General features: G+C 71.3%; 18 protein-coding genes. 4 read left to right on the forward strand and 14 right to left on the reverse strand.

The features are described 5' to 3' along the window. From DRV85_RS02720 to DRV85_RS02780, 13 genes are all read right to left on the reverse strand, one after another. Window positions 1–549: a NuoB/complex I 20 kDa subunit family protein gene (locus DRV85_RS02720; protein WP_113287903.1), complete on the reverse strand. Its 549-nt coding sequence runs from the start codon at window positions 547–549 to the stop codon at window positions 1–3. Then, the gene (locus tag DRV85_RS02725; protein ID WP_113287904.1) at window positions 540–905 is read right to left on the reverse strand and encodes an NADH-quinone oxidoreductase subunit A; all 366 of its coding nucleotides are present in this window, start codon (window positions 903–905) and stop codon (window positions 540–542) included. Before DRV85_RS02725 ends, DRV85_RS02720 begins: the two co-directional genes overlap by 10 nt. 210 nt (window positions 906–1,115) lie before the next feature. Beyond that, on the reverse strand, window positions 1,116–1,493 hold the full coding sequence (locus DRV85_RS02730; RefSeq protein ID WP_113287905.1) for a hypothetical protein: 378 nt from the start codon (window positions 1,491–1,493) through the stop codon (window positions 1,116–1,118). Beyond that, window positions 1,490–2,284 carry a crotonase/enoyl-CoA hydratase family protein gene (locus DRV85_RS02735; RefSeq protein WP_113287906.1) on the reverse strand — a complete coding sequence of 265 codons (795 nt, stop codon included), beginning with the start codon at window positions 2,282–2,284 and terminating at the stop codon, window positions 1,490–1,492. Before DRV85_RS02735 ends, DRV85_RS02730 begins: the two co-directional genes overlap by 4 nt. A 59-nt stretch (window positions 2,285–2,343) precedes the next feature. Continuing rightward, on the reverse strand, window positions 2,344–3,198 hold the full coding sequence (locus DRV85_RS02740; RefSeq protein WP_113287907.1) for a hydroxymethylglutaryl-CoA lyase: 855 nt from the start codon (window positions 3,196–3,198) through the stop codon (window positions 2,344–2,346). After that, window positions 3,191–5,131 carry an ATP-binding protein gene (locus DRV85_RS02745; protein WP_113287908.1) on the reverse strand — a complete coding sequence of 647 codons (1,941 nt, stop codon included), beginning with the start codon at window positions 5,129–5,131 and terminating at the stop codon, window positions 3,191–3,193. The genes DRV85_RS02740 and DRV85_RS02745 overlap by 8 nt, the downstream gene beginning before the upstream one ends. 136 nt (window positions 5,132–5,267) lie before the next feature. Beyond that, window positions 5,268–6,872: a carboxyl transferase domain-containing protein gene (locus DRV85_RS02750; RefSeq protein ID WP_113287909.1), complete on the reverse strand. Its 1,605-nt coding sequence runs from the start codon at window positions 6,870–6,872 to the stop codon at window positions 5,268–5,270. Beyond that, window positions 6,869–8,422: an AMP-binding protein gene (locus tag DRV85_RS02755; RefSeq protein ID WP_113287910.1), complete on the reverse strand. Its 1,554-nt coding sequence runs from the start codon at window positions 8,420–8,422 to the stop codon at window positions 6,869–6,871. Before DRV85_RS02755 ends, DRV85_RS02750 begins: the two co-directional genes overlap by 4 nt. Continuing rightward, on the reverse strand, window positions 8,422–9,138 hold the full coding sequence (locus tag DRV85_RS02760) for a flavodoxin family protein (RefSeq protein WP_113287911.1): 717 nt from the start codon (window positions 9,136–9,138) through the stop codon (window positions 8,422–8,424). Before DRV85_RS02760 ends, DRV85_RS02755 begins: the two co-directional genes overlap by 1 nt. Next, window positions 9,135–9,458 carry a hypothetical protein gene (locus DRV85_RS02765; RefSeq protein WP_113287912.1) on the reverse strand — a complete coding sequence of 108 codons (324 nt, stop codon included), beginning with the start codon at window positions 9,456–9,458 and terminating at the stop codon, window positions 9,135–9,137. The genes DRV85_RS02760 and DRV85_RS02765 overlap by 4 nt, the downstream gene beginning before the upstream one ends. Window positions 9,459–9,474: 16 nt before the next feature. Further along, on the reverse strand, window positions 9,475–10,638 hold the full coding sequence (locus DRV85_RS02770) for an isovaleryl-CoA dehydrogenase (protein WP_113287913.1): 1,164 nt from the start codon (window positions 10,636–10,638) through the stop codon (window positions 9,475–9,477). A 69-nt stretch (window positions 10,639–10,707) separates the two neighbouring features. Further along, window positions 10,708–11,913, reverse strand: coding sequence for a DegT/DnrJ/EryC1/StrS family aminotransferase (locus DRV85_RS02775; RefSeq protein WP_113287914.1), 1,206 nt, complete (start codon window positions 11,911–11,913; stop codon window positions 10,708–10,710). 38 nt (window positions 11,914–11,951) lie between these two features. After that, complete coding sequence (locus DRV85_RS02780) at window positions 11,952–12,617, reverse strand: HAD-IA family hydrolase (protein ID WP_113287915.1); 666 nt, start codon at window positions 12,615–12,617, stop codon at window positions 11,952–11,954. Window positions 12,618–12,736: 119 nt separating this feature from the next. On the opposite strand from DRV85_RS02780, the gene glmU reads away from it, so the two are divergent. From glmU to DRV85_RS02795, 3 genes are read left to right on the forward strand one after another with little or no spacing between them, the layout of a single operon-like run. Next, window positions 12,737–14,086, forward strand: coding sequence for a bifunctional UDP-N-acetylglucosamine diphosphorylase/glucosamine-1-phosphate N-acetyltransferase GlmU (gene glmU / locus DRV85_RS02785; RefSeq protein ID WP_113287916.1), 1,350 nt, complete (start codon window positions 12,737–12,739; stop codon window positions 14,084–14,086). Window positions 14,087–14,088: 2 nt separating this feature from the next. Further along, a complete protein-coding gene (gene glmS / locus DRV85_RS02790) occupies window positions 14,089–15,909 on the forward strand; it encodes a glutamine--fructose-6-phosphate transaminase (isomerizing) (protein WP_113287917.1) in 1,821 nt (606 codons plus the stop codon). After that, entirely contained in the window at window positions 15,906–16,589 is a 684-nt protein-coding gene (locus tag DRV85_RS02795) for a DNA alkylation repair protein (RefSeq protein WP_113287918.1), read from the forward strand. Before glmS ends, DRV85_RS02795 begins: the two co-directional genes overlap by 4 nt. A gap of 9 nt (window positions 16,590–16,598) precedes the next feature. On the opposite strand, the gene DRV85_RS02800 is transcribed toward DRV85_RS02795, so the two are convergent. Then, window positions 16,599–17,054, reverse strand: coding sequence for a hypothetical protein (locus DRV85_RS02800; protein WP_113287919.1), 456 nt, complete (start codon window positions 17,052–17,054; stop codon window positions 16,599–16,601). Window positions 17,055–17,136: 82 nt separating this feature from the next. On the opposite strand from DRV85_RS02800, the gene moaA reads away from it, so the two are divergent. Beyond that, window positions 17,137–18,144, forward strand: a complete 1,008-nt coding sequence (gene moaA / locus DRV85_RS02805) for a GTP 3',8-cyclase MoaA (RefSeq protein ID WP_113287920.1) — start codon at window positions 17,137–17,139, stop codon at window positions 18,142–18,144. The last annotated feature ends 6 nt before the right edge of the window (window positions 18,145–18,150 follow it).

An 18,150-nucleotide genomic window follows, 5' to 3' on the forward strand; every position in this document is an offset into this window, starting at 1 on the left:
TTAGCGCGTGATGGTGCCCGTGCGGCGGATCTTCCGCTGAAGCTGCATGATGCCGTAGAGCAGCGCCTCGGCCGTGGGCGGGCAGCCGGGCACGTAGATGTCCACCGGCACGATCCGGTCGCAGCCGCGCACCACCGAATAGCTGTAGTGGTAGTAGCCCCCGCCGTTGGCGCAGGAGCCCATGGAGATCACGTAGCGCGGCTCCGGCATCTGGTCGTAGACCTTGCGCAGCGCCGGCGCCATCTTGTTCGTCAGCGTGCCGGCCACGATCATCACGTCCGACTGCCGCGGGCTCGCGCGCGGGGCCACGCCGAAGCGCTCGGCGTCGTAGCGCGGCATCGATGTGTGCATCATCTCGACCGCGCAGCAGGCAAGCCCGAAGGTCATCCAGTGCAGCGAGCCGGTGCGCGCCCAGTTGATGATGTCCTCGGTCGTGGTGACGAGAAAGCCCTTGTCCTGGAGCTCGCGGTTGAGCGTCTGCGTCGCGTGCTCGGGGTCGGGGCCGGCGGCGTTGACCGCGCCCGTCTCCTTGTTCGGCGTCACTGCCATTCCATCGCCCCCTTCTTCCATTCGTAGGCGAAGCCCGCGGTCAGCACGGCGAGGAAGGCCATCATCGACCAGAAGGCCGTCATCGAGATCTCGGAGAAGGCCACCGCCCAGGGGAACAGGAAGGCGATCTCGAGGTCGAAGATGATGAACAGGATCGAGACGAGGTAGAACCGCACGTCGAACTTCATCCGCGCGTCGTCGAAGGCGTTGAAGCCGCATTCGTAGGCCGAGACCTTCTCGGGGTCCGGGTTGCGCACGGCAAGCACCACCGCCGCGAGGATGAGGATCAGGCCCAGGCCGATCGCCACCGCCAGCAGCAGGAGGATCGGCGCGTATTCCCTGAGCAGCTCTTCCATGCCTCGGCTCCTTCCGGCCTGGGTACGCAGCGCCGCGCCGGGACCGCGTGTTCCCACCTGATTTACGCTCGCCCCCCGGTCCGGTCAACCGACGCCGCAGTGCGGCGAGGCCGCGCCGCCGCCGCGTCAGCCCGGTTCTGCCGGTGATCGGCGGGCGGTGTATGCGGCTGTATGCCGCCGGGGTCAAGCCGGGCGCCGGGCCAGCGCCGGTCACGGCGTGACGATCATCACATAGGCCGCGAGGCCGGCCATGACCAGCGTGACCGGCGCCCAGACGGCGCGCTCGCGCGCAGAGGGCGTGAGGTGGTTCAGAGCGGCGGTCACGACGCTGAGACCCAGCGCGGCCCAGCCGGTCCAGCGCGGCCAGTCCAGTCCGGGAAACCCGGCCGCCGAGAGGATCGCCAGCGCCTGCGCGGCCAGCACCGGGATCGAGAGCGCCGCGAGCGCGCGCCCCGAGAGCGGCAGCGCGCCCGGATGCCGCCCGCCCTGGGTCCAGGGGCCCAGCGGCGCCCCCGCGATCAGCGCGATCTGGAAGAAGATGCCGGCGAGGCAGCCCAGCGCGAAGAGATGCGCGATCTGCGCGGTCACGCGCCGCTCGCCCAGGCGGGCCTGCGCTTCTCGAAGAAGGCGGCGATGCCCTCGTCCGCTTCCGACGTCTCCCAGCGGTCGGCCAGCGCCTCGATGGTGGCGCGGATCATCGCCTCGTCCGGCGGAGTGGAGACGTCGCGGATCAGCGCCTTGGCCGCGGCCACCGCGCCGGGCGCGCAGGCGAGATAGGGCGCCACTTCCGCCTCGACCGCCGCGTCGAGATCCGCCTCGGGCACGACGCGGGCGAGCAGCCCGAGACGCTCGGCCTCCGCCGCACCGAAGACGCGCGCGGACATGAAGACCTGCCGCGCCCGCGCCGCGCCCGTGCGCGCCACGACGTATGGCCCGATGGTGGCCGGTATGATGCCCAGCCGCGTCTCGGTCAGGCCCATCTTGACCGCCTCGGTGCCGATCGCGATGTCGCAGACCGAGGCGAGCCCCACGCCGCCGCCGAAGGCGTTGCCGTGCACCCGCCCGATCAGCGGCCTGGGCATCCGGTCGAGCGCCATCAGCATCCGGGCGAGCTTCGTGGCCTCGGCGATCCGGGTGGCGCGGTCCGCCTCCATCTGCGCGCGCATCCAGCCAAGGTCGCCGCCCGCGCAGAAACTCTTGCCCTGCGCCGCGAGCACGACCGCGCGCACCCCGTCGTCGTCGCCCAAGAGGTCGGCGGCCCGTGTCAGCTCCGCGATCATCTGCGCCGACATCGCGTTGTGCTTGTCGGGCCGCGCCAGCGTCAGTGTCGCCACCCCACGTTCGTCGCGCGCGACGCGGATTGTCTCGAAATCGGTCATTCCAGGCTCCCAAAATTCTTGCAAAGAATTTTGCAAGGCGTTTTCAAACGCCTTGCGCCTTACCCCGCACGCAGCGCGCGGGCCATCTCCGCCGCCTCTGCAATCACCGCCATGTCGAGCCCGGTCTCGAGGCCCAGCTCGGCCAGCCGTCGCGCGACCGCCTCGGTCGCCACGTTGCCCGCCGCCCCTGGCGCGAAGGGGCAGCCGCCGAGGCCGCCCACCGCCGCGTCGAAGACCCGCAGGCCCTTGTCCAGCGCCGCCTCGATGTTGCCGAGCGCGCGGCCCGCGGTGTCGTGGAAATGCCCCGCGAGCCGCTCGGCCGGCACGGCTTCCAGCACCGCATCGAGCATCGCCGCCACCCGCCCGGGCGTGCCCTGCCCGATCGTGTCGCCCAGGCTGATCTCGTAACAGCCCATCGCATCGAGCGCCCCGGCCACCCGGGCCACCGCCTCCGGCGCCACCGAACCGTCGTAGGGGCAGTCGGTCACGCAGGAGATGTAGCCGCGCACCGGCAGCCCGACCTCGCGCGCAGCCTCCGTGACCGGGCGGAAGCGCTCGAGGCTCTCGTCGATGGTCGCGTTGATGTTGGCCTTCGAGAAGCCCTCCGAGGCCGAGCCGAAGACCGCGATCTCGTCGGCCTGCGCGGCGATCGCGCGCTCGAGCCCCGTCATGTTGGGCGTGAGCGCGGCGTAGCTCACGCCCGGTGCGCGGCGGATACCGGCCAGCACCTGGCCCGAATCGGCCATCTGCGGCACCCATCTGGGGCTCACGAAGCTCGCCACCTCGATCCGGCGAAAGCCCGCACGGCTCAGGCAGTCGATCAGCGCGATCTTCGCCTCGGTCGGGATATGGGCCTTTTCGTTCTGAAGCCCATCGCGCGGGCCGACCTCGAAGATCTCGACGACCTCAGCCATCGGCCTCTTCCTCCAGCCGGATGAGCGCCGCGCCCGCCTCGACCTGCGCGCCCGGCCCGGCCAGAACCTCGGCCACCACGCCGTCGCGCCAGGCGGTCAGCGCATGTTCCATCTTCATCGCCTCCAGCACGGCGAGACGCTGGCCCGCCGCCACGGCCTGCCCGGACTCGACGAGCACCTCGCGCAGAAGCCCCGGCATCGGCGCCTCGATCACGTCCTCGCCGCTGGCCACCGCGCCGCGCTCCAGCGGATCGGCGATCTCGAAGACCTGCCCGTGATCGGCGAAGACGGTCACGCGGCCACCGGCCAGATGCGCGCCGGCCCCCGGCCGCCCGTCGAAGCGCCAGCGTCCATCGCGCCGCTCGGCCCGGATCTCGCGCCCGGCGACCTCGATCACATGCGCGTCCGGCGCCTCGGCGCGCAGGTGCACGCCGGTCTCCTCGCCCGCGCGCCGGAGCCCGATCCGTCGCCGCAACGGCGCCCAGAGCGCGAAGCCCGTCGCGGGCGCCTCCGCCGCCGTGAGCCCCGCCGCGGCCAGCGCCGCCTCGGCCCAGACCTCGGGCGCGGGGTCCGGCGCGGCCACCAGCGCCTCGCGGTCGCGGTCGATGAGCCCCGTGTCCACGTCGCCGGCCGCGAAGCCCGCGTGCTTCGCCAGCGCACCGAGGAAGGCGAGGTTCGTGACCGTGCCCGCCACCTGCGTCTCGCCCAGGGCGCGACGCAGCTTCATCAGCGCGACCTCGCGCGTGGGGCCGTGCACGACGAGCTTCGCGATCATCGGGTCGTAATGCGGCGTGATCTCGTCGCCCGCGCGCACGCCCGTGTCGGCGCGCACGCCGGCCGGAAAGGCCAGATGCGCAAGCCGCCCGGTGGCGGGCAGGAAGCCCTTGGGCACGTCCTCGGCATAAAGCCGCGCCTCGAAGGCATGGCCCGAGAGCGCCAGGTCCTGCTGGCCCGCGGGCAGCGGCTCTCCGGCCGCCACGCGGAACTGCCATTCGACAAGGTCCACGCCCGTCACCGCCTCGGTCACGGGGTGCTCGACCTGCAGCCGCGTGTTCATCTCCATGAACCAGAAGCGATCGGGCCGCAGCCCCTCTGAGGCGTCCACGATGAACTCCACCGTGCCGGCGCCGCGATAGCCGATGGCCTCGGCCGCGCGCACGGCCGCCTGCCCCATGGCGCGCCGCATCTCCTCGGTCATGCCCGGCGCCGGGGCCTCCTCGATCACCTTCTGATGCCGTCGCTGCAGCGAGCAGTCGCGCTCGAACAGATGCACGGCGCGCGTGCCGTCGCCGAAGACCTGCACCTCGATGTGGCGCGGCTTGGCGACGAATTTTTCGACGAGCACGGCGTCGTTGCCGAAGGCGCCGCGCGCCTCCGCGCGCGCCGAGGCCAGCGCCTCGGCGAAGTCCTCCGGCCGGTCCACCCGACGCATCCCCTTGCCGCCGCCGCCGGCGACGGCCTTGATCAGCACCGGATAGCCGATGGCCTCGGCCGCGCCCGCCAGATGCTCGTCGTCCTGACTCTCGCCGTGATAGCCGGGCACCACCGGAACGCCCGCCTGCTCCATCACATGCTTGGCCGCGTCCTTCAGCCCCATCGCCCGGATCGCCTCGGCCGAGGGGCCGACGAAGGTCAGACCCGCCGCCTCGACCGCCGCCACGAAGTCCGGGTTCTCGGAGAGGAATCCGTAGCCCGGATGGATCGCCCCGCAGCCCGTGTCGCGCGCCGCCGCGATGATCGCCGCACCCCGGAGGTAACTCTCGCCCGGCGGCGGCGGCCCGAGGCGCACGGCCATATCCGCCATCGCCACATGCCGCGCGCCCGCGTCGGCGTCGGAATAGACCGCCACGGTCCGCATCCCCATCGCGCGTGCCGTCGAAATGACGCGGCAGGCGATCTCGCCCCGGTTGGCGATCAGAACGCTGTCGAACACGGCCCCGCTCCCTCGATGCTGCTCTCGCCGGGCGCCGCGGCGCCCCGGTCCTTCTTCTTGGTCCAAATATCCCGGGGGAGTCGCGCGGCACGCGCGACGGGGGCAGCGCCCCCGGCCCCCGCGGCCACCCCGCGCCTCACATCCGGAACACGCCGAAGCGTGTCTCTTCGATGGGCGCATTGAGCGCCGCCTTCAGCGACAGCGCCAGCACCTCGCGGCTTTTGCGGGGGTCGACGACACCATCGTCCCAGAGCCGCGCGCTGGCGTAGAGCGGATGCGACTGGCGCGCGAACATCTCGATGGTGGGGCGCTTGAACTCGGCTTCCTCCTCGGCCGACCAGTCCTCGCCTGCGCGTTCCATCGCGTCGCGCTTGACGGTCGCCAGCACGCCGGCGGCCTGTTCGCCGCCCATGACGCTGATCCGGCTGTTGGGCCATGTCCACAGGAAGCGCGGGCTGTAAGCCCTTCCCGCCATGCCGTAATTCCCCGCACCGAAGGAGCCGCCCACAAGCAAGGTAACCTTCGGCACCTGCGTCGTGGCGACCGCCGTGACCATCTTCGCGCCGTGGCGCGCGATGCCCTCGTTCTCGTAGCGGCGCCCGACCATGAAGCCGGTGATGTTCTGCAGGAACACCAGCGGCACCTTGCGCTGCGAGCAGAGCTCGACGAAATGCGCGCCCTTCTGCGCGGACTCGGAGAAGAGCACGCCGTTGTTGGCAATGATCCCCACCGGGCAGCCCGCGACATGGGCGAAGCCGCAGACCAGCGTCTCGCCGAAGCGCGGCTTGAACTCGTCGAGGCGCGAGCCGTCGACGATCCGCGCGATCACCTCGCGGATGTCGTAAGGTGTCTTCAGGTCGGCCGGCACCACGCCCAGGATCTCCTCCGGGTCGTAGGCCGGCGGCTCGGGGCTCTCCCAGACCACCGTCTGGGGCGGGCGGCGATTGAGCCCCGCCACAGCGCGGCGCGCGAGGGCGAGCGCGTGGCCGTCGTCCTCGGCGAGGTAGTCGGCGACGCCCGAGAGCCGCGTGTGCACGTCGCCGCCGCCCAGGTCCTCGGCGCTCACCACCTCGCCCGTCGCGGCCTTCACCAGCGGCGGGCCGGCGAGGAAGATGGTCCCCTGCTCGCGCACGATGATGGTGACGTCCGACATCGCGGGGACATAAGCGCCACCGGCGGTGCAGGAGCCCATGACCACCGCGATCTGCGGGATGCCCTTCGCGCTCATGTTCGCCTGGTTGTAGAAGATGCGGCCGAAGTGGTCGCGGTCGGGAAAGACCTCGTCCTGCTGCGGCAGGTTCGCGCCGCCCGAGTCCACGAGGTAGACGCAGGGCAGGTGGTTCTCTTCCGCGATCTCCTGCGCGCGCAGGTGCTTCTTCACTGTCATCGGGAAGTAGGTGCCGCCCTTCACGGTGGCGTCGTTGCAGACCACCATGCAGTCGAGCCCGTGGATGCGGCCTACGCCTGCGATCACGCCGGCGCAGGGCGCCGCGCCGTCGTACATGCCGTGCGCCGCCGTCGCGCCGATCTCCAGGAACGGGGAGCCCGGGTCGAGCAGGTTCGCCACCCGCTCGCGCGGCAGCATCTTGCCCCGCGCGACATGCCGCTCGCGCGCCCGCGCGCCGCCGCCCGCGGCGGCGGCCTCGGCCGCCGTGCGCACCTCGTCCAGAAGCGCCAGATGCGCGGCGCGGTTGGCCTGAAATTCCTCCGAGCCGGTGAGTACGCGCGAGTCGATCTTCATGCCTCTTCCTCCGTCGCCCGCGCCCGCAGATCGCGGCGCAGCACCTTGCCCGTCACCGTCATCGGCAAGCTGGGAACAAACGTAATTTCTCTTGGATACGAATGCCTTGCCACACGATCCTTTACGTATTCCCGAAGCTCTTCCGCCAGCGCCGCATCGTCCGTCACCCCGTCGCGCAGCACCACGAAGGCGACGACGATCTCGGTGCGCATCGGGTCGGGCTTGCCCACGACACCGGCCGAGGCCACCGCCGGATGGGTGATCAGGCAGTCCTCGATCTCGGCCGGCCCTATGCGGTAGCCCGCCGAGGTGATCACGTCGTCCTCGCGGCCGAGGAAGCGCAGGTAGCCCTCCTCCCACATGCCCCGGTCGCCCGTGAGCATCCAGTCGCCGCGGAACTTCCCGGCCGTGGCCTCGGGCCGGTTCCAGTAGCCGAGCATCATGCTGGCCGAGCCGCGACGGATCGCCACGTCGCCCTCGCCCTCGGCGGGCCGGCCCTCGGTGTCGATCACGGCGACCTCGTGGCCCGGCACCGGCTTGCCGATAGAGCCCGGTCTCGGTTCGAAGAGCGCGCCGCAGGAGCTCGCCACCATGTTGCACTCGGTCTGGCCGTAGAACTCGTTGATCGTGACGCCGAGGGCGCGGCGGCCCCAGTCGAGCATCTCGGCGCCCAGCGGCTCGCCCCCCGAGGCGACGGAGCGCAGGCCAGGGAGCGCGACGTCGGCGGCCTTCAGCATCCTGAGCGAGGTGGGCGGGAAAAAGACGTTTCTGACAGAACCTTCCCGCACGATATTCACGGCATCCTCGGGGGTGAACTTCGGGCGGCGGGCCGCGACGACGGGCACGCCCAGCGCCAGTCCCGGCATCGCCACGTCGAAGAGCCCGCCGATCCAGGCCCAGTCGGCCGGCGTCCAGAGCACGTCGTCCTCCTGTCCGAGGAAATCGTGGCTCATTTCCACCCCCGGCAGGTGCCCGGTAAGCACGCGGTGACCGTGCAGCGCGCCCTTGGGCGATCCGGTGGTGCCGGAGGTGTAGATGATGACGGCCGGATCCTCCGGGCCGGTGTCCGCCACCGCGACCGGCGTGGTCGAAAGCCGCGCCTCTTCCGGCACCAGCACGGCGCCCTCCCAGGCGCGCAGCGCCTCGGGCGGGTCGCGATCGGCAACGACCAGCTTCGCGCCCGCGTCCGAAAGGCGCATCACCAGAGCCTCGCGCCCGAAGAGCTTGAAAAGCGGGATGGAAATCGCGCCCAGCTTCCAGGCGGCGAGATGCGCGGCCAGTGTCCAGGCGTCCTGCGAGCGCAGCACGCCGACACGATCGCCCGGCCCGACGCCCTGCGCCGCAAAGGCGGCCGCAAGCCCGTCCGTCCTCTCGCGCAACCGGCCGTAGCTGATCGCTTCGCGGCCCTCCGAGAGATCCAGCACCGCCAGACGCTCGGGCGCGGTTTCCGCCCAATTGTCAAGCGCCTGCCGGGCCATGTTCAGGCGCCCGGGCAGCGCCCAGCGGAAGCCCGCGCGGAGCGCCTCGTATGTCGCGGCCCGCCCCAGCATCAGGCGCGATAGTCCGGGTTCTCGTAGTCGAAGCGGCAGCCGGCCTTCCAGGCGCGGCGGTCGTTGCCCTCGTTCGGATAGCCGCCGGCCGCCCGCAGCATCAGCGCCAGATGCATCAGGTTCCACGTCATGATCGTGGTGTTGCGTTGCGTGAAGTCGTTGCCGAAGCCGGCGCGGGCGCCCTCCACCTCGTCCCCGTAGGAGGGCCCCGGCCCGGCCTCTCCGATCCAGCCGCAGTCCGCCTGCGGCGGCAGCGTGTAGCCAAGATGGTTCAGCGCATATCCGACCGTCATGGCGACATGCTTGATGCCGTCTTCGTTGCCGGTGACGACGCATCCGCCGACCTTGCCGTAATAGACAGACTGTCCACGATCGTTGAGGCCGCCCGACATGCCGTAGAGCCGCTCGATCAGGATACGGCAGACCGAGCTTTCCTCGCCGAGCCATATCGGCGTGCCGATCACGAGGATGTCGGCGGCCTTCACCCTTTCCCAGAGCGCGGGCCAGTCGTCGCGCGGCCAGCCGTGCCCGGTCATGTCCGGGTAGACGCCGGGCGGCACCTGATGGTCGAGCATGTGCAGCCGATCGACGGAGACACCCTGCTTTTCCATGATGTCGGCGGAGGCGCCCATAAGCAGCGCGGTATGGCTTTCGCGCCACTCCCGCTTGAGCGAGGTGTTCACGTAGAGCGCGGAAAGATCGGCGAACCCGGTCATCCGGAAGCCTCCCTGTCGTCGGCGTTGCGTGTCCCGGGCGTATCGGCGCGCAGAAGCTGACCCCAGGGCGCGACCGCCCAGAGGTGGCGGGCGCCCGGCCGCCCGGGCGGGGTGCAGATCACGACGACGCGCTCGAAGAGCGCCGCGCCCGGCTCCGCGTGGCAGTCGGCCCGATCCCCGCCCGCGGCGACGTAGCGGCCGGCATACCGGTCGATCACCGCGGACTCGTCGAGCGTGGCCGTCATCCAGCCCAGCCGCAGCCCGAGCGCCGCAGCCAGCGCCGAGAGCGTCAGAAGCGACAGCATCGCCCAGCGCGGCATGACCGGCCCTTCCGCCTCACGCCATCGCCCCCATCATCTCGCGCCCGATCAGCATGCGACGGATCTCGGAGGTGCCGGCGCCGATCTCCATGAGCTTGGCGTCGCGGAAGATGCGCGAGACGGGCGTGTCGCTGAGAAAGCCCGCGCCGCCCATCGCCTGGACCGCCTGATGGGCCACCGTCATCGCCTCCTCGCTGGCGTAGAGCACGCAGGCCGCGGCGTCGGCGCGCGTCACCTCGCCCCGGTCGCAGGCGCGCGCCACCTCGTAGACGTAGGCGCGGGCCGAGTTCATCTTGGTGTACATGTCGGCCATCTTGCCCTGCATCAGCTGGAAGTTGCCGATGGGCTCGCCGAACTGCTTGCGGTCGCGCATGTAGGGCATGATCTCGTCGAGGCAGGCGGCCATGATGCCGGTGCCGATGCCCGAGAGCACCACGCGCTCGTAGTCGAGCCCCGACATCAGCACGCGCACGCCCTTGCCCTCTTCGCCGAGGACGTTCTCGAAGGGCACCTCGACATCCTCGAAGATCAGCTCGGCCGTGTTCGAGCCGCGCATGCCGAGCTTGTCGAAATGCGGGCTGGTCGAGAAGCCGGCCATGTCCTTCTCGATCAGGAAGGCGGTGATGCCCTTCGACCCCGCCTCCGGATCGGTCTTGGCGTAGACCACCAGAACGTCGGCGTCGGGGCCGTTGGTGATCCAGTACTTGGTGCCGTTGAGCCGGTAGTGGTCGTTGCGTCGCTCCGCCGCCAGCTTCATGCCGACGACGTCGGAGCCCGCGCCCGCCTCCGACATGGCGAGCGCGCCCACATGCTCGCCCGAGACGAGGCGGGGCAGGTATTTCGCCTTCTGCTCCGCCGTCCCGTTGAGCCGGATCTGGTTGACGCAGAGGTTGGAATGCGCGCCGTAGGAGAGGCTCACCGAGGCCGAGGCGCGGGCGATCTCCTCGACGGCCACGACATGCGCGAGATAGCCCATTTCCGCACCGCCGTAGTCCTCTTCGACGGTGATGCCCAAGAGGCCGAGGTCGCCCATCTCGCGCCAGAGCGCGTGCGGAAAGACGTTCTCCCGGTCGATCTCGGCGGCGAGCGGCTTCACCCGCTCCTGCGCCCAGCGGTGCACCGTGTCGCGCAGCGCCTCGACGTCCTCGCCCAGATCGAAGCGCATGGAGGCCATGAACATCGCCGCCCTCCCTTAATTGAACAGGTGTTCAATACTATCCCGTCCGTGGTCCGGTCAACACTCCCGCCGCTATTCGGCGGCCTGATGTCCCTGCGCCGCCGCCTGCACCTCGGCGCGGATGATCCGGGCGACCTGCGCGCAGTCCTCCAGGCTGAAGGTCAGCGGCAGCCGCATGTCGAGAAGTCCCGCGAGCACGCGATCGGTGGCCGGCATCGGCTCGGACGGCGCGTAACGCCAGGAGTCGTAGCGCGAGGTGAAGCCGCGCGGCTCGGCCTCGCCGAACCACTTCAGCTCGACCCCGCGGCGGGCGCAGCGCGCGACGAGTCCGGCGATCGCCTCGGCCGGCCAGTCGAGCAGCAGGAACTGGAAGGAGGAGCCGACGAAGGCCTCTTCGGCCGGCCGCTCGACGAGCGACAGACCCGGCGTGCCGCGCAGCCCCTCTTCGACGACACGATAGCGCTCCGTCCAGGCCGCGCATCGCGCCCGCAGACCGCGCAGCTGCGGGCGCAGGATCGCGGCGCGCAGATTGTCCATCCGGCCCGAGACGTTGGGGGTTTCCCACTTGAGCCGGTCGAAGGCCTCGGGCGGCGGCGCAGCGCGGTGGCGGGCGTAGAGCATGTAGGAGCCCGAGAACAGGATCATCCGCGCCGCCAGCTCGGCGTCGTCGGTGACGATCAGCCCCCCCTCGCCCGAATTCATGTGCTTGTAGGTCTGCGTGGAGTAGCAGCCGACGGCCCCGTGCCGCCCCGAGGGCACGCCGCGCCAGGCCGCCCCCATGGTGTGCGCGCAGTCCTCGATCACCGTGACCCCGGCGGCGTCGCAGATCGCCATGAGCCGGTCCATGTCCGCGATGTGCCCGCGCATGTGGCTGAGCAGCAGCACGCGCGCCCGATCCGCCTTCGCCGCGAGATCGTCGAGGTCGATGGTCAGCGCCTCCGTCACGCCCACATGGATCGGCCGCGCGCCGAGGCTGGCGATCGCGCCGGGCACCGGCGCCAGCGTGAAGGCGTTGGAGAGCACGGCATCGCCCGGCCGCACGCCCACGGCGCGCAGCGCCGTCGCCATCGCGTAGCCGCCGCTCGCCACGGCGAGGCAGTAGCGCGCGCCGGTGAAGGCGGCGAACTCCTCTTCCAGAAGGGCGACCTCGCCCGCCTCGCCTGGGGCCAGGTTGTAACGGTGGAGCCGGCCGTGGCGCATCGCCTCGACGGCGGCCGCGATCCCCTCTTCCGGGATCGGCTCCTGCTGGGTGAAGTTCCCGGTGAAGCGCTCGCTCATGGTTCTTCAATGACGGCGCGGGCGCGCTGCGTCAACGCTCACGGCAGCAGACGCGCAACGACCTCCGGCAACTCGTCGAAATGGCCGATCATCGCCTCGGGCTCCAGCGCGGCGACCTGCGCGCCGCCGGGCCCGAAGGTGACGAGCACCGAGGCCACCCCGGCCGCGCGCGCCGTCTCGCGGTCCGTCACCGTGTCCCCGATCAGGACGGCGCGCGCCGGGTCGCCGCCCGCCCGGCGCACCGCCTCGCGCAGCGGCGCGGGATCGGGCTTGCGCACCGCGAGCGTGTCCGCGCCGACGAGCGAGGCGAAGGCGTCGCGCACGCCGAGGCGCGTCATCAGAAGCTCTGCCAGGCGCTCGGGCTTGTTGGTGCAGATTCCTGTCCGATACCCGGCCCGATCGAGCGCCGCCACGGCCTCCATCGCGCCGGGATAGAGCCGTGTATGCGTATCGATCGCCTCGCCGTAGAGGCGCAAAAGGTCCTGGTAGTGCCGATCGACCGCCGCCTCGTCGCCTTCGCGGCCGAGCCGCGAGAGCCCCAGCCGCAGCATCGCCTTGCCGCCGCGCAGCGCCGTGGCCGCGTCGCGCGCGGGGTCGAGCAGCGGCTCATGGCCCATCGCGCGGAAGCAGGCGTTGGCGGCGGCGATCAGATCACCGCTCGTGTCCGCAAGCGTTCCGTCGAGGTCGAAGATCACCGTGCGCACGGCATGGCTCCTGTCACAGCCCGAAATCCTTGGTGAAAACGGCGAGCCTTGCGACCGCTTCGCTCGTCGGTAATACGGGGAGGCGGCATTGGCAAAGAGAAACGGGCAGAGAGGCAGCGATGGCCACGGCACTGGTTGTTCTCGCCGCCGGCATGGGCAGCCGGATGCGGTCGGACCGTCCCAAGGTGCTGCACGAGGTGGGCGGCGCGCCGCTTCTCGCGCATGCGCTGCGGGCCGGGCGCGCGCTCGCGCCGGAGCGGGTGGTCGTCGTCACCGGCCCCGATATGGAGGCCGTCGCCGCCGCCGCGCATGAGGAATGCCCCGAGGCCGGCATCGCGGTGCAGGCCGAGCGTCTGGGCACCGGCCACGCGGTCGCGCAGGCCGCACCGTTCCTGCAGAGCTTCGAGGGCGACGTCGTGGTGCTCTACGGCGACACGCCCTTCATCCGCCCCGAAACGCTCGCCGCGCTGGCCGAGGCGCGCGCGCGCGCCGAGGTGGTGGTGCTGGGGTTCGAGCCGGCCGATCCGGCGCGCTACGGGCGGCTCGTGACCGAGGGAGAGGGGCTGCTGCGCATCGTCGAATGGCAGGACGCCTCCGAGGAGGAGCGGCAGATCCGGCTCTGCAACTCGGGCGTCCTCGCGGCGCCGGCCGAGCTGCTGCTGAAGCTCGTCCAGCGCCTGACGCCGGCCGCCACGAGCGGAGAGCAATATCTCACCGACGTCGTCGAACTCGCGCGGCAGGACGGCGCGCGCGCCACGTTCGTCCGCGGCAGCGAGGCGGAAATGCTGGGGGTCAACTCCCGCGCCGACCTCGCCGCGGCGGAGGCCGCCTTTCAGGCGCGGGCCCGCGCCGCGCTGCTCGAGACCGGCGTGACGCTGACGGCGCCCGAGACGGTGATGCTGTCGCACGACACGGTGATCGGCCGCGACGCGGAGATCGAGCCTTACGTCGTCTTCGGCCCCGGCGTGACGGTCGAAACGGGCGCGCGGATCCGCGCCTTTTCCCACCTCGAGGGCTGTCACGTCTCGCGCGGCTCCGTCGTCGGCCCCTACGCACGCCTGCGGCCGGGGTGCGAACTCGCCGAGAACGCCCGCGTGGGAAATTTCGTCGAGATCAAGAACGCGACCCTCGGTGCGGGCGTGAAGGTCAACCATCTCAGCTATATCGGCGACGCGGCGATCGGGGCGCAGAGCAACGTGGGCGCCGGCACCGTGACCTGCAACTACGACGGCGTCTCCAAGCACCGCACCGAGATCGGCGCCGACGTCTTCATCGGCTCGGACACCATGCTCGTGGCGCCCGTCCGCGTGGGCGACGGCGCGATGACCGGCTCGGGCAGCGTGATCACCGAGGACGTGCCGGCCGAGGCGCTCGCGCTGGGCCGGGCGCGGCAGGTCAACAAGCCCGGCCTCGCAGCCAAGCTGATGGCGCGTCTGCGGGCCAGGGCGCAACGAAACAAGGCAGGCTGACCATGTGCGGAATCGTAGGCATCCTCGGCAGTCACGAGGTCTCGCCGATCCTGGTCGAGGCGCTCGGGCGGCTGGAATACCGCGGCTACGACAGCGCCGGCATCGCGACGGTGCACGACGGCCGGCTGGACCGCCGGCGCGCCGTGGGCAAGCTGGTCAATCTTTCCGACCTTCTGGTGCGCGACCCGCTCCGGGGCAAGGCCGGGATCGGCCACACCCGCTGGGCCACGCATGGCGCGCCCACCGAGAGCAACGCGCATCCGCACCGCGCCGGGCCCGTCGCCGTGGTGCACAACGGGATCATCGAGAACTTTCGCGAGCTCCGCGCCGAGCTGAGCGCCGCCGGCAGCGACTTCAAGACCGACACGGACACCGAGACCGTCGCCCTGCTGACCGAACGCCATCTGGCCCAGGGCATGCCCCCGGTCGAGGCCGCCGACGCCACGCTCCGCCGGCTCGAGGGCGCCTTTGCGCTGCTGTTTCTCTTCGAGGGCGAGGAGGATCTGCTGATCGCCGCGCGCCGGGGCAGCCCGCTCGCGATCGGCTGGGGCGAAGGCGAGATGTACGTGGGCTCGGACGCGATCGCGCTCGCGCCGCTCACCGACCGGATCACCTATCTCGAGGAGGGCGACCGCGCGGTGATCACGCGGGCAGGCGCCGAGATCGTGGACGACGAAGGACGCCGCGCGAACCGGCCCGTCCGCACCGTCCGCGCCGAGGCCGCGCGCATCGACAAGGCCGGCCACAAGCATTTCATGTCCAAGGAGATCGCCGAGCAGCCGCGCGCGATCGCCGCCGCGCTGGACGCCTATCTCTCCGAGGACGGGGCCGCCCTCAACCTGCCCGACACGCTGGATTTCGCCGGTGTCGAACGCGTCCTGATGGTGGCCTGCGGCACGGCCTATTATGCCTGTCTGACCGCGAAATACTGGATGGAGCAGATCGCGGGCCTGCCGGTCGAGGTGGATATCGCCTCCGAATACCGCTACCGCGAACCGCCGGTGACGCCGGGCACGCTCGCCGTCTTCGTCAGCCAGTCGGGAGAGACGGCCGACACCCTCGCGGCGCTCCGCCATGTGCGGGGGCGCGCGGATCGGGTGGTGTCGGTCACGAACGTCGTCGAGAGCTCCATCGCGCGCGAGGCCGATCTCGACCTGCAGATCCACGCGGGCCCCGAGATCGGCGTCGCTTCGACCAAGGCCTTCACCTGCCAGCTCACCGTGCTGCTGCTGATGGCGCTGCGGGCGGCCGAGGCGCGGGGCGCGCTGGAGGGCGACGCGCTCGCCGACCGGCTCTCGGCGCTGCGCGCCCTGCCCGCGCAGATCACCGGAGCGCTCGATCTCGACGGCACGCTCCGCGAGGCCGCGCAGCGCCTCGCCGAAGCGCGCGACGTGCTCTTCCTGGGCCGCGGCCTGATGTATCCGCTTGCGCTCGAAGGGGCGCTGAAGCTCAAGGAGATCAGCTACATCCACGCCGAGGCCTATGCTTCGGGCGAGCTCAAGCACGGCCCCATCGCGCTCATCGACAAGGCGGTGCCCGTCGTGGTGATGGCGCCGCGCGACGGGCTCTTCGACAAGACCGTGTCCAACATGCAGGAGGTCATGGCGCGCGGCGGGCAGGTGCTGCTCGTCACCGACGCGCCCGGCGCCGAGGCCGCGGGCGAGGAGGTCTGGCGGCGGATCGTCGTTCCCACCGTTCACCCGATGCTCACGCCCATCCTCTATGCGATCCCCGCGCAGCTGCTCGCCTATCACACCGCCGTCGCGAAGGGCACCGACGTGGATCAGCCGCGCAACCTCGCCAAGTCCGTCACGGTGGAATGACGCCGGCGGCGGCTCTGGAGGCCCTGCGCGCGGCCGCGGAGCCCGGACGCGCCGCAGAGATGGCGCGCTATCACAAGCAGGCACGCGAGGTTCTGGGCGTCGCCAATGCCGCGATCGAGCCCATGGTGCGCGACTGGCGGCGCGCGCTGCCGCTCGACCAACGCATCCCGCTCGCCGCCGCGCTGTGGGAGAGCGACATCTTCGAGGCGCGGATCGCCGCGGCCAAGCTGCTCACGCAGGCGCGCATGAAGCCCGCGCCGCAGGAAGAGGCCGCCTGGCGGCTGATCGCTTCCTGGGTGGACGCGTTCGACAGCTGGGCGATCGCAGACCACGCCGCGATGGCCGGCCAGCGCCGGCTGGAGGCCGTGCCGGACCGGCTTAACGAGGTCGAGGGCTGGACCCGATCGCCCCACATGTGGGCACGCCGCGCCGCGCTGGTGATGACGCTGCCCTGGGCGCGGATGCGCCATCCCGACGCCGCCGACGCCGCGCGACGAGAGCGCATTCTGGGCTGGGCGGGCGCATACACGCGGGATCCCGAGTGGTTCATCCAGAAGGCCGTGGCCTGGTGGCTGCGGGATCTGTCGAAGCGCGATCCGGACCGGGTGCGCGCCTTTCTCGCCGATCACGGGCCGGCGATGAAGCCCTTCGCCCGGCGCGAGGCGTCGAGATATCTCTGACGGGCCGACCTACCGCCGATAGACCCGCAGCTCCGGCAACCCGGTAAGCGGCGCGCCCAGCGCGCGCATGGCGGCGAGCGAGATCTGGCTTCCGCCGCCCGCCTCCGTCCCCGAGGGGCGCAGTTCGACCTCCACCGCCTGGCCCGTGCCGGCATATTCGACGCGGCCCGGCGAGGTCGCCGCGACGAGCGGCGTCTTGAGCCAGAAGCCCGCCTCCGTCGGATCGCCCAGCGAGGCCACGGTGGTGCCGAGCGAAACGCCGCCGCCGGCACCGGCTGCCGCCGGCCTCCCGGCCGGCGTGGTGGTGCCGAGCGTATCGGCCGTGCGTTCCTGCGCCGTTGCGTCCTGCGCCGGCCGCGCGAGCGGCCGCGTCTGCCCGTCGCCCGTCGGCGCCTGCGGCCGTTCGATCTGTGCCGCGCAGGCGGCCGTCACCAAGGCCAGGAGCAGAACGGAGATCACGCGCATGGCCCGAGCCTAGGCGCTCGCACGGAACTCCGCAACGGCGACGCCTCTTGCCCCGATTCAGCGCCGAGCCTAGGTTGCGGGCATGACCGCACCGCTCGTCGACCCCTTCCAGCGCGCGATCCGTTACCTGCGGGTCTCCGTCACCGACCGCTGCGACTTCCGCTGCGTCTATTGCATGGCGGAGAACATGACCTTCCTGCCGAAGAAGGAGTTGCTCTCGCTCGAGGAGCTCGACCGGCTCTGCACCACCTTCGTCCGGCTGGGCGTGGAAAAGCTGCGGATCACCGGCGGCGAACCGCTGGTGCGGCGCGACATCATGACCTTCTTCGAGGGCATGGGGCGGCACCTCGACTCCGGCGCGCTGAAGGAGCTCACGCTGACGACCAACGGCTCGCAGCTCGCCCGCTTCGCCGACCAGCTTTACGCCGCCGGCGTGCGCCGGGTGAACGTCTCGCTCGACACGCTCGACGAGGAAAAATTCGCCCGCGTCACCCGCTGGGGCCGCCTGCCCCAGGTGCTCGACGGCATCCGCGCGGCGCGCGAGGCGGGGCTCCGGGTCAAGATCAACGCCGTGGCGCTCAAGGGCTTCAACGAGGAAGAGCTCTTCGAGCTGACCGAATGGTGCGCGGCGCACGACATGGACCTCACCTGGATCGAGGTCATGCCGATGGGCGATCTCGGCAACGAGGACCGGGTGGGCCAGTACTGGGCGCTCTCGGACCTGCGCGCGCGGCTGGCCGCACGCTACACGCTGATCGACACGCCCGAGCGCACGGGCGGCCCCGCGCGCTATGTCCGCCTCGAGGAGACCGGCCAGCGCATCGGCTTCATCACGCCGCTCACGCACAATTTCTGCGAAAGCTGCAACCGCGTGCGCGTGACCTGCACGGGCGAGCTCTTCATGTGCCTCGGGCAGGAGGACAAGGCCGATCTGCGCGCGCCGCTGCGCAACCACCCCGAGACGGACGCGCCCCTCGAGGCCGCGATCCGCGAGGCCATCGACCGCAAGCCGAAGGGGCACGACTTCGACTACTCGCGCCAGCGCGCCGACGGCCAGGTCTCGCGCCACATGAGCCATACGGGCGGCTGAGGCGAG

The sequence above is a fragment of the Rhodosalinus halophilus genome (assembly GCF_003298775.1).
Lineage (GTDB): Bacteria > Pseudomonadota > Alphaproteobacteria > Rhodobacterales > Rhodobacteraceae > Rhodosalinus > Rhodosalinus halophilus.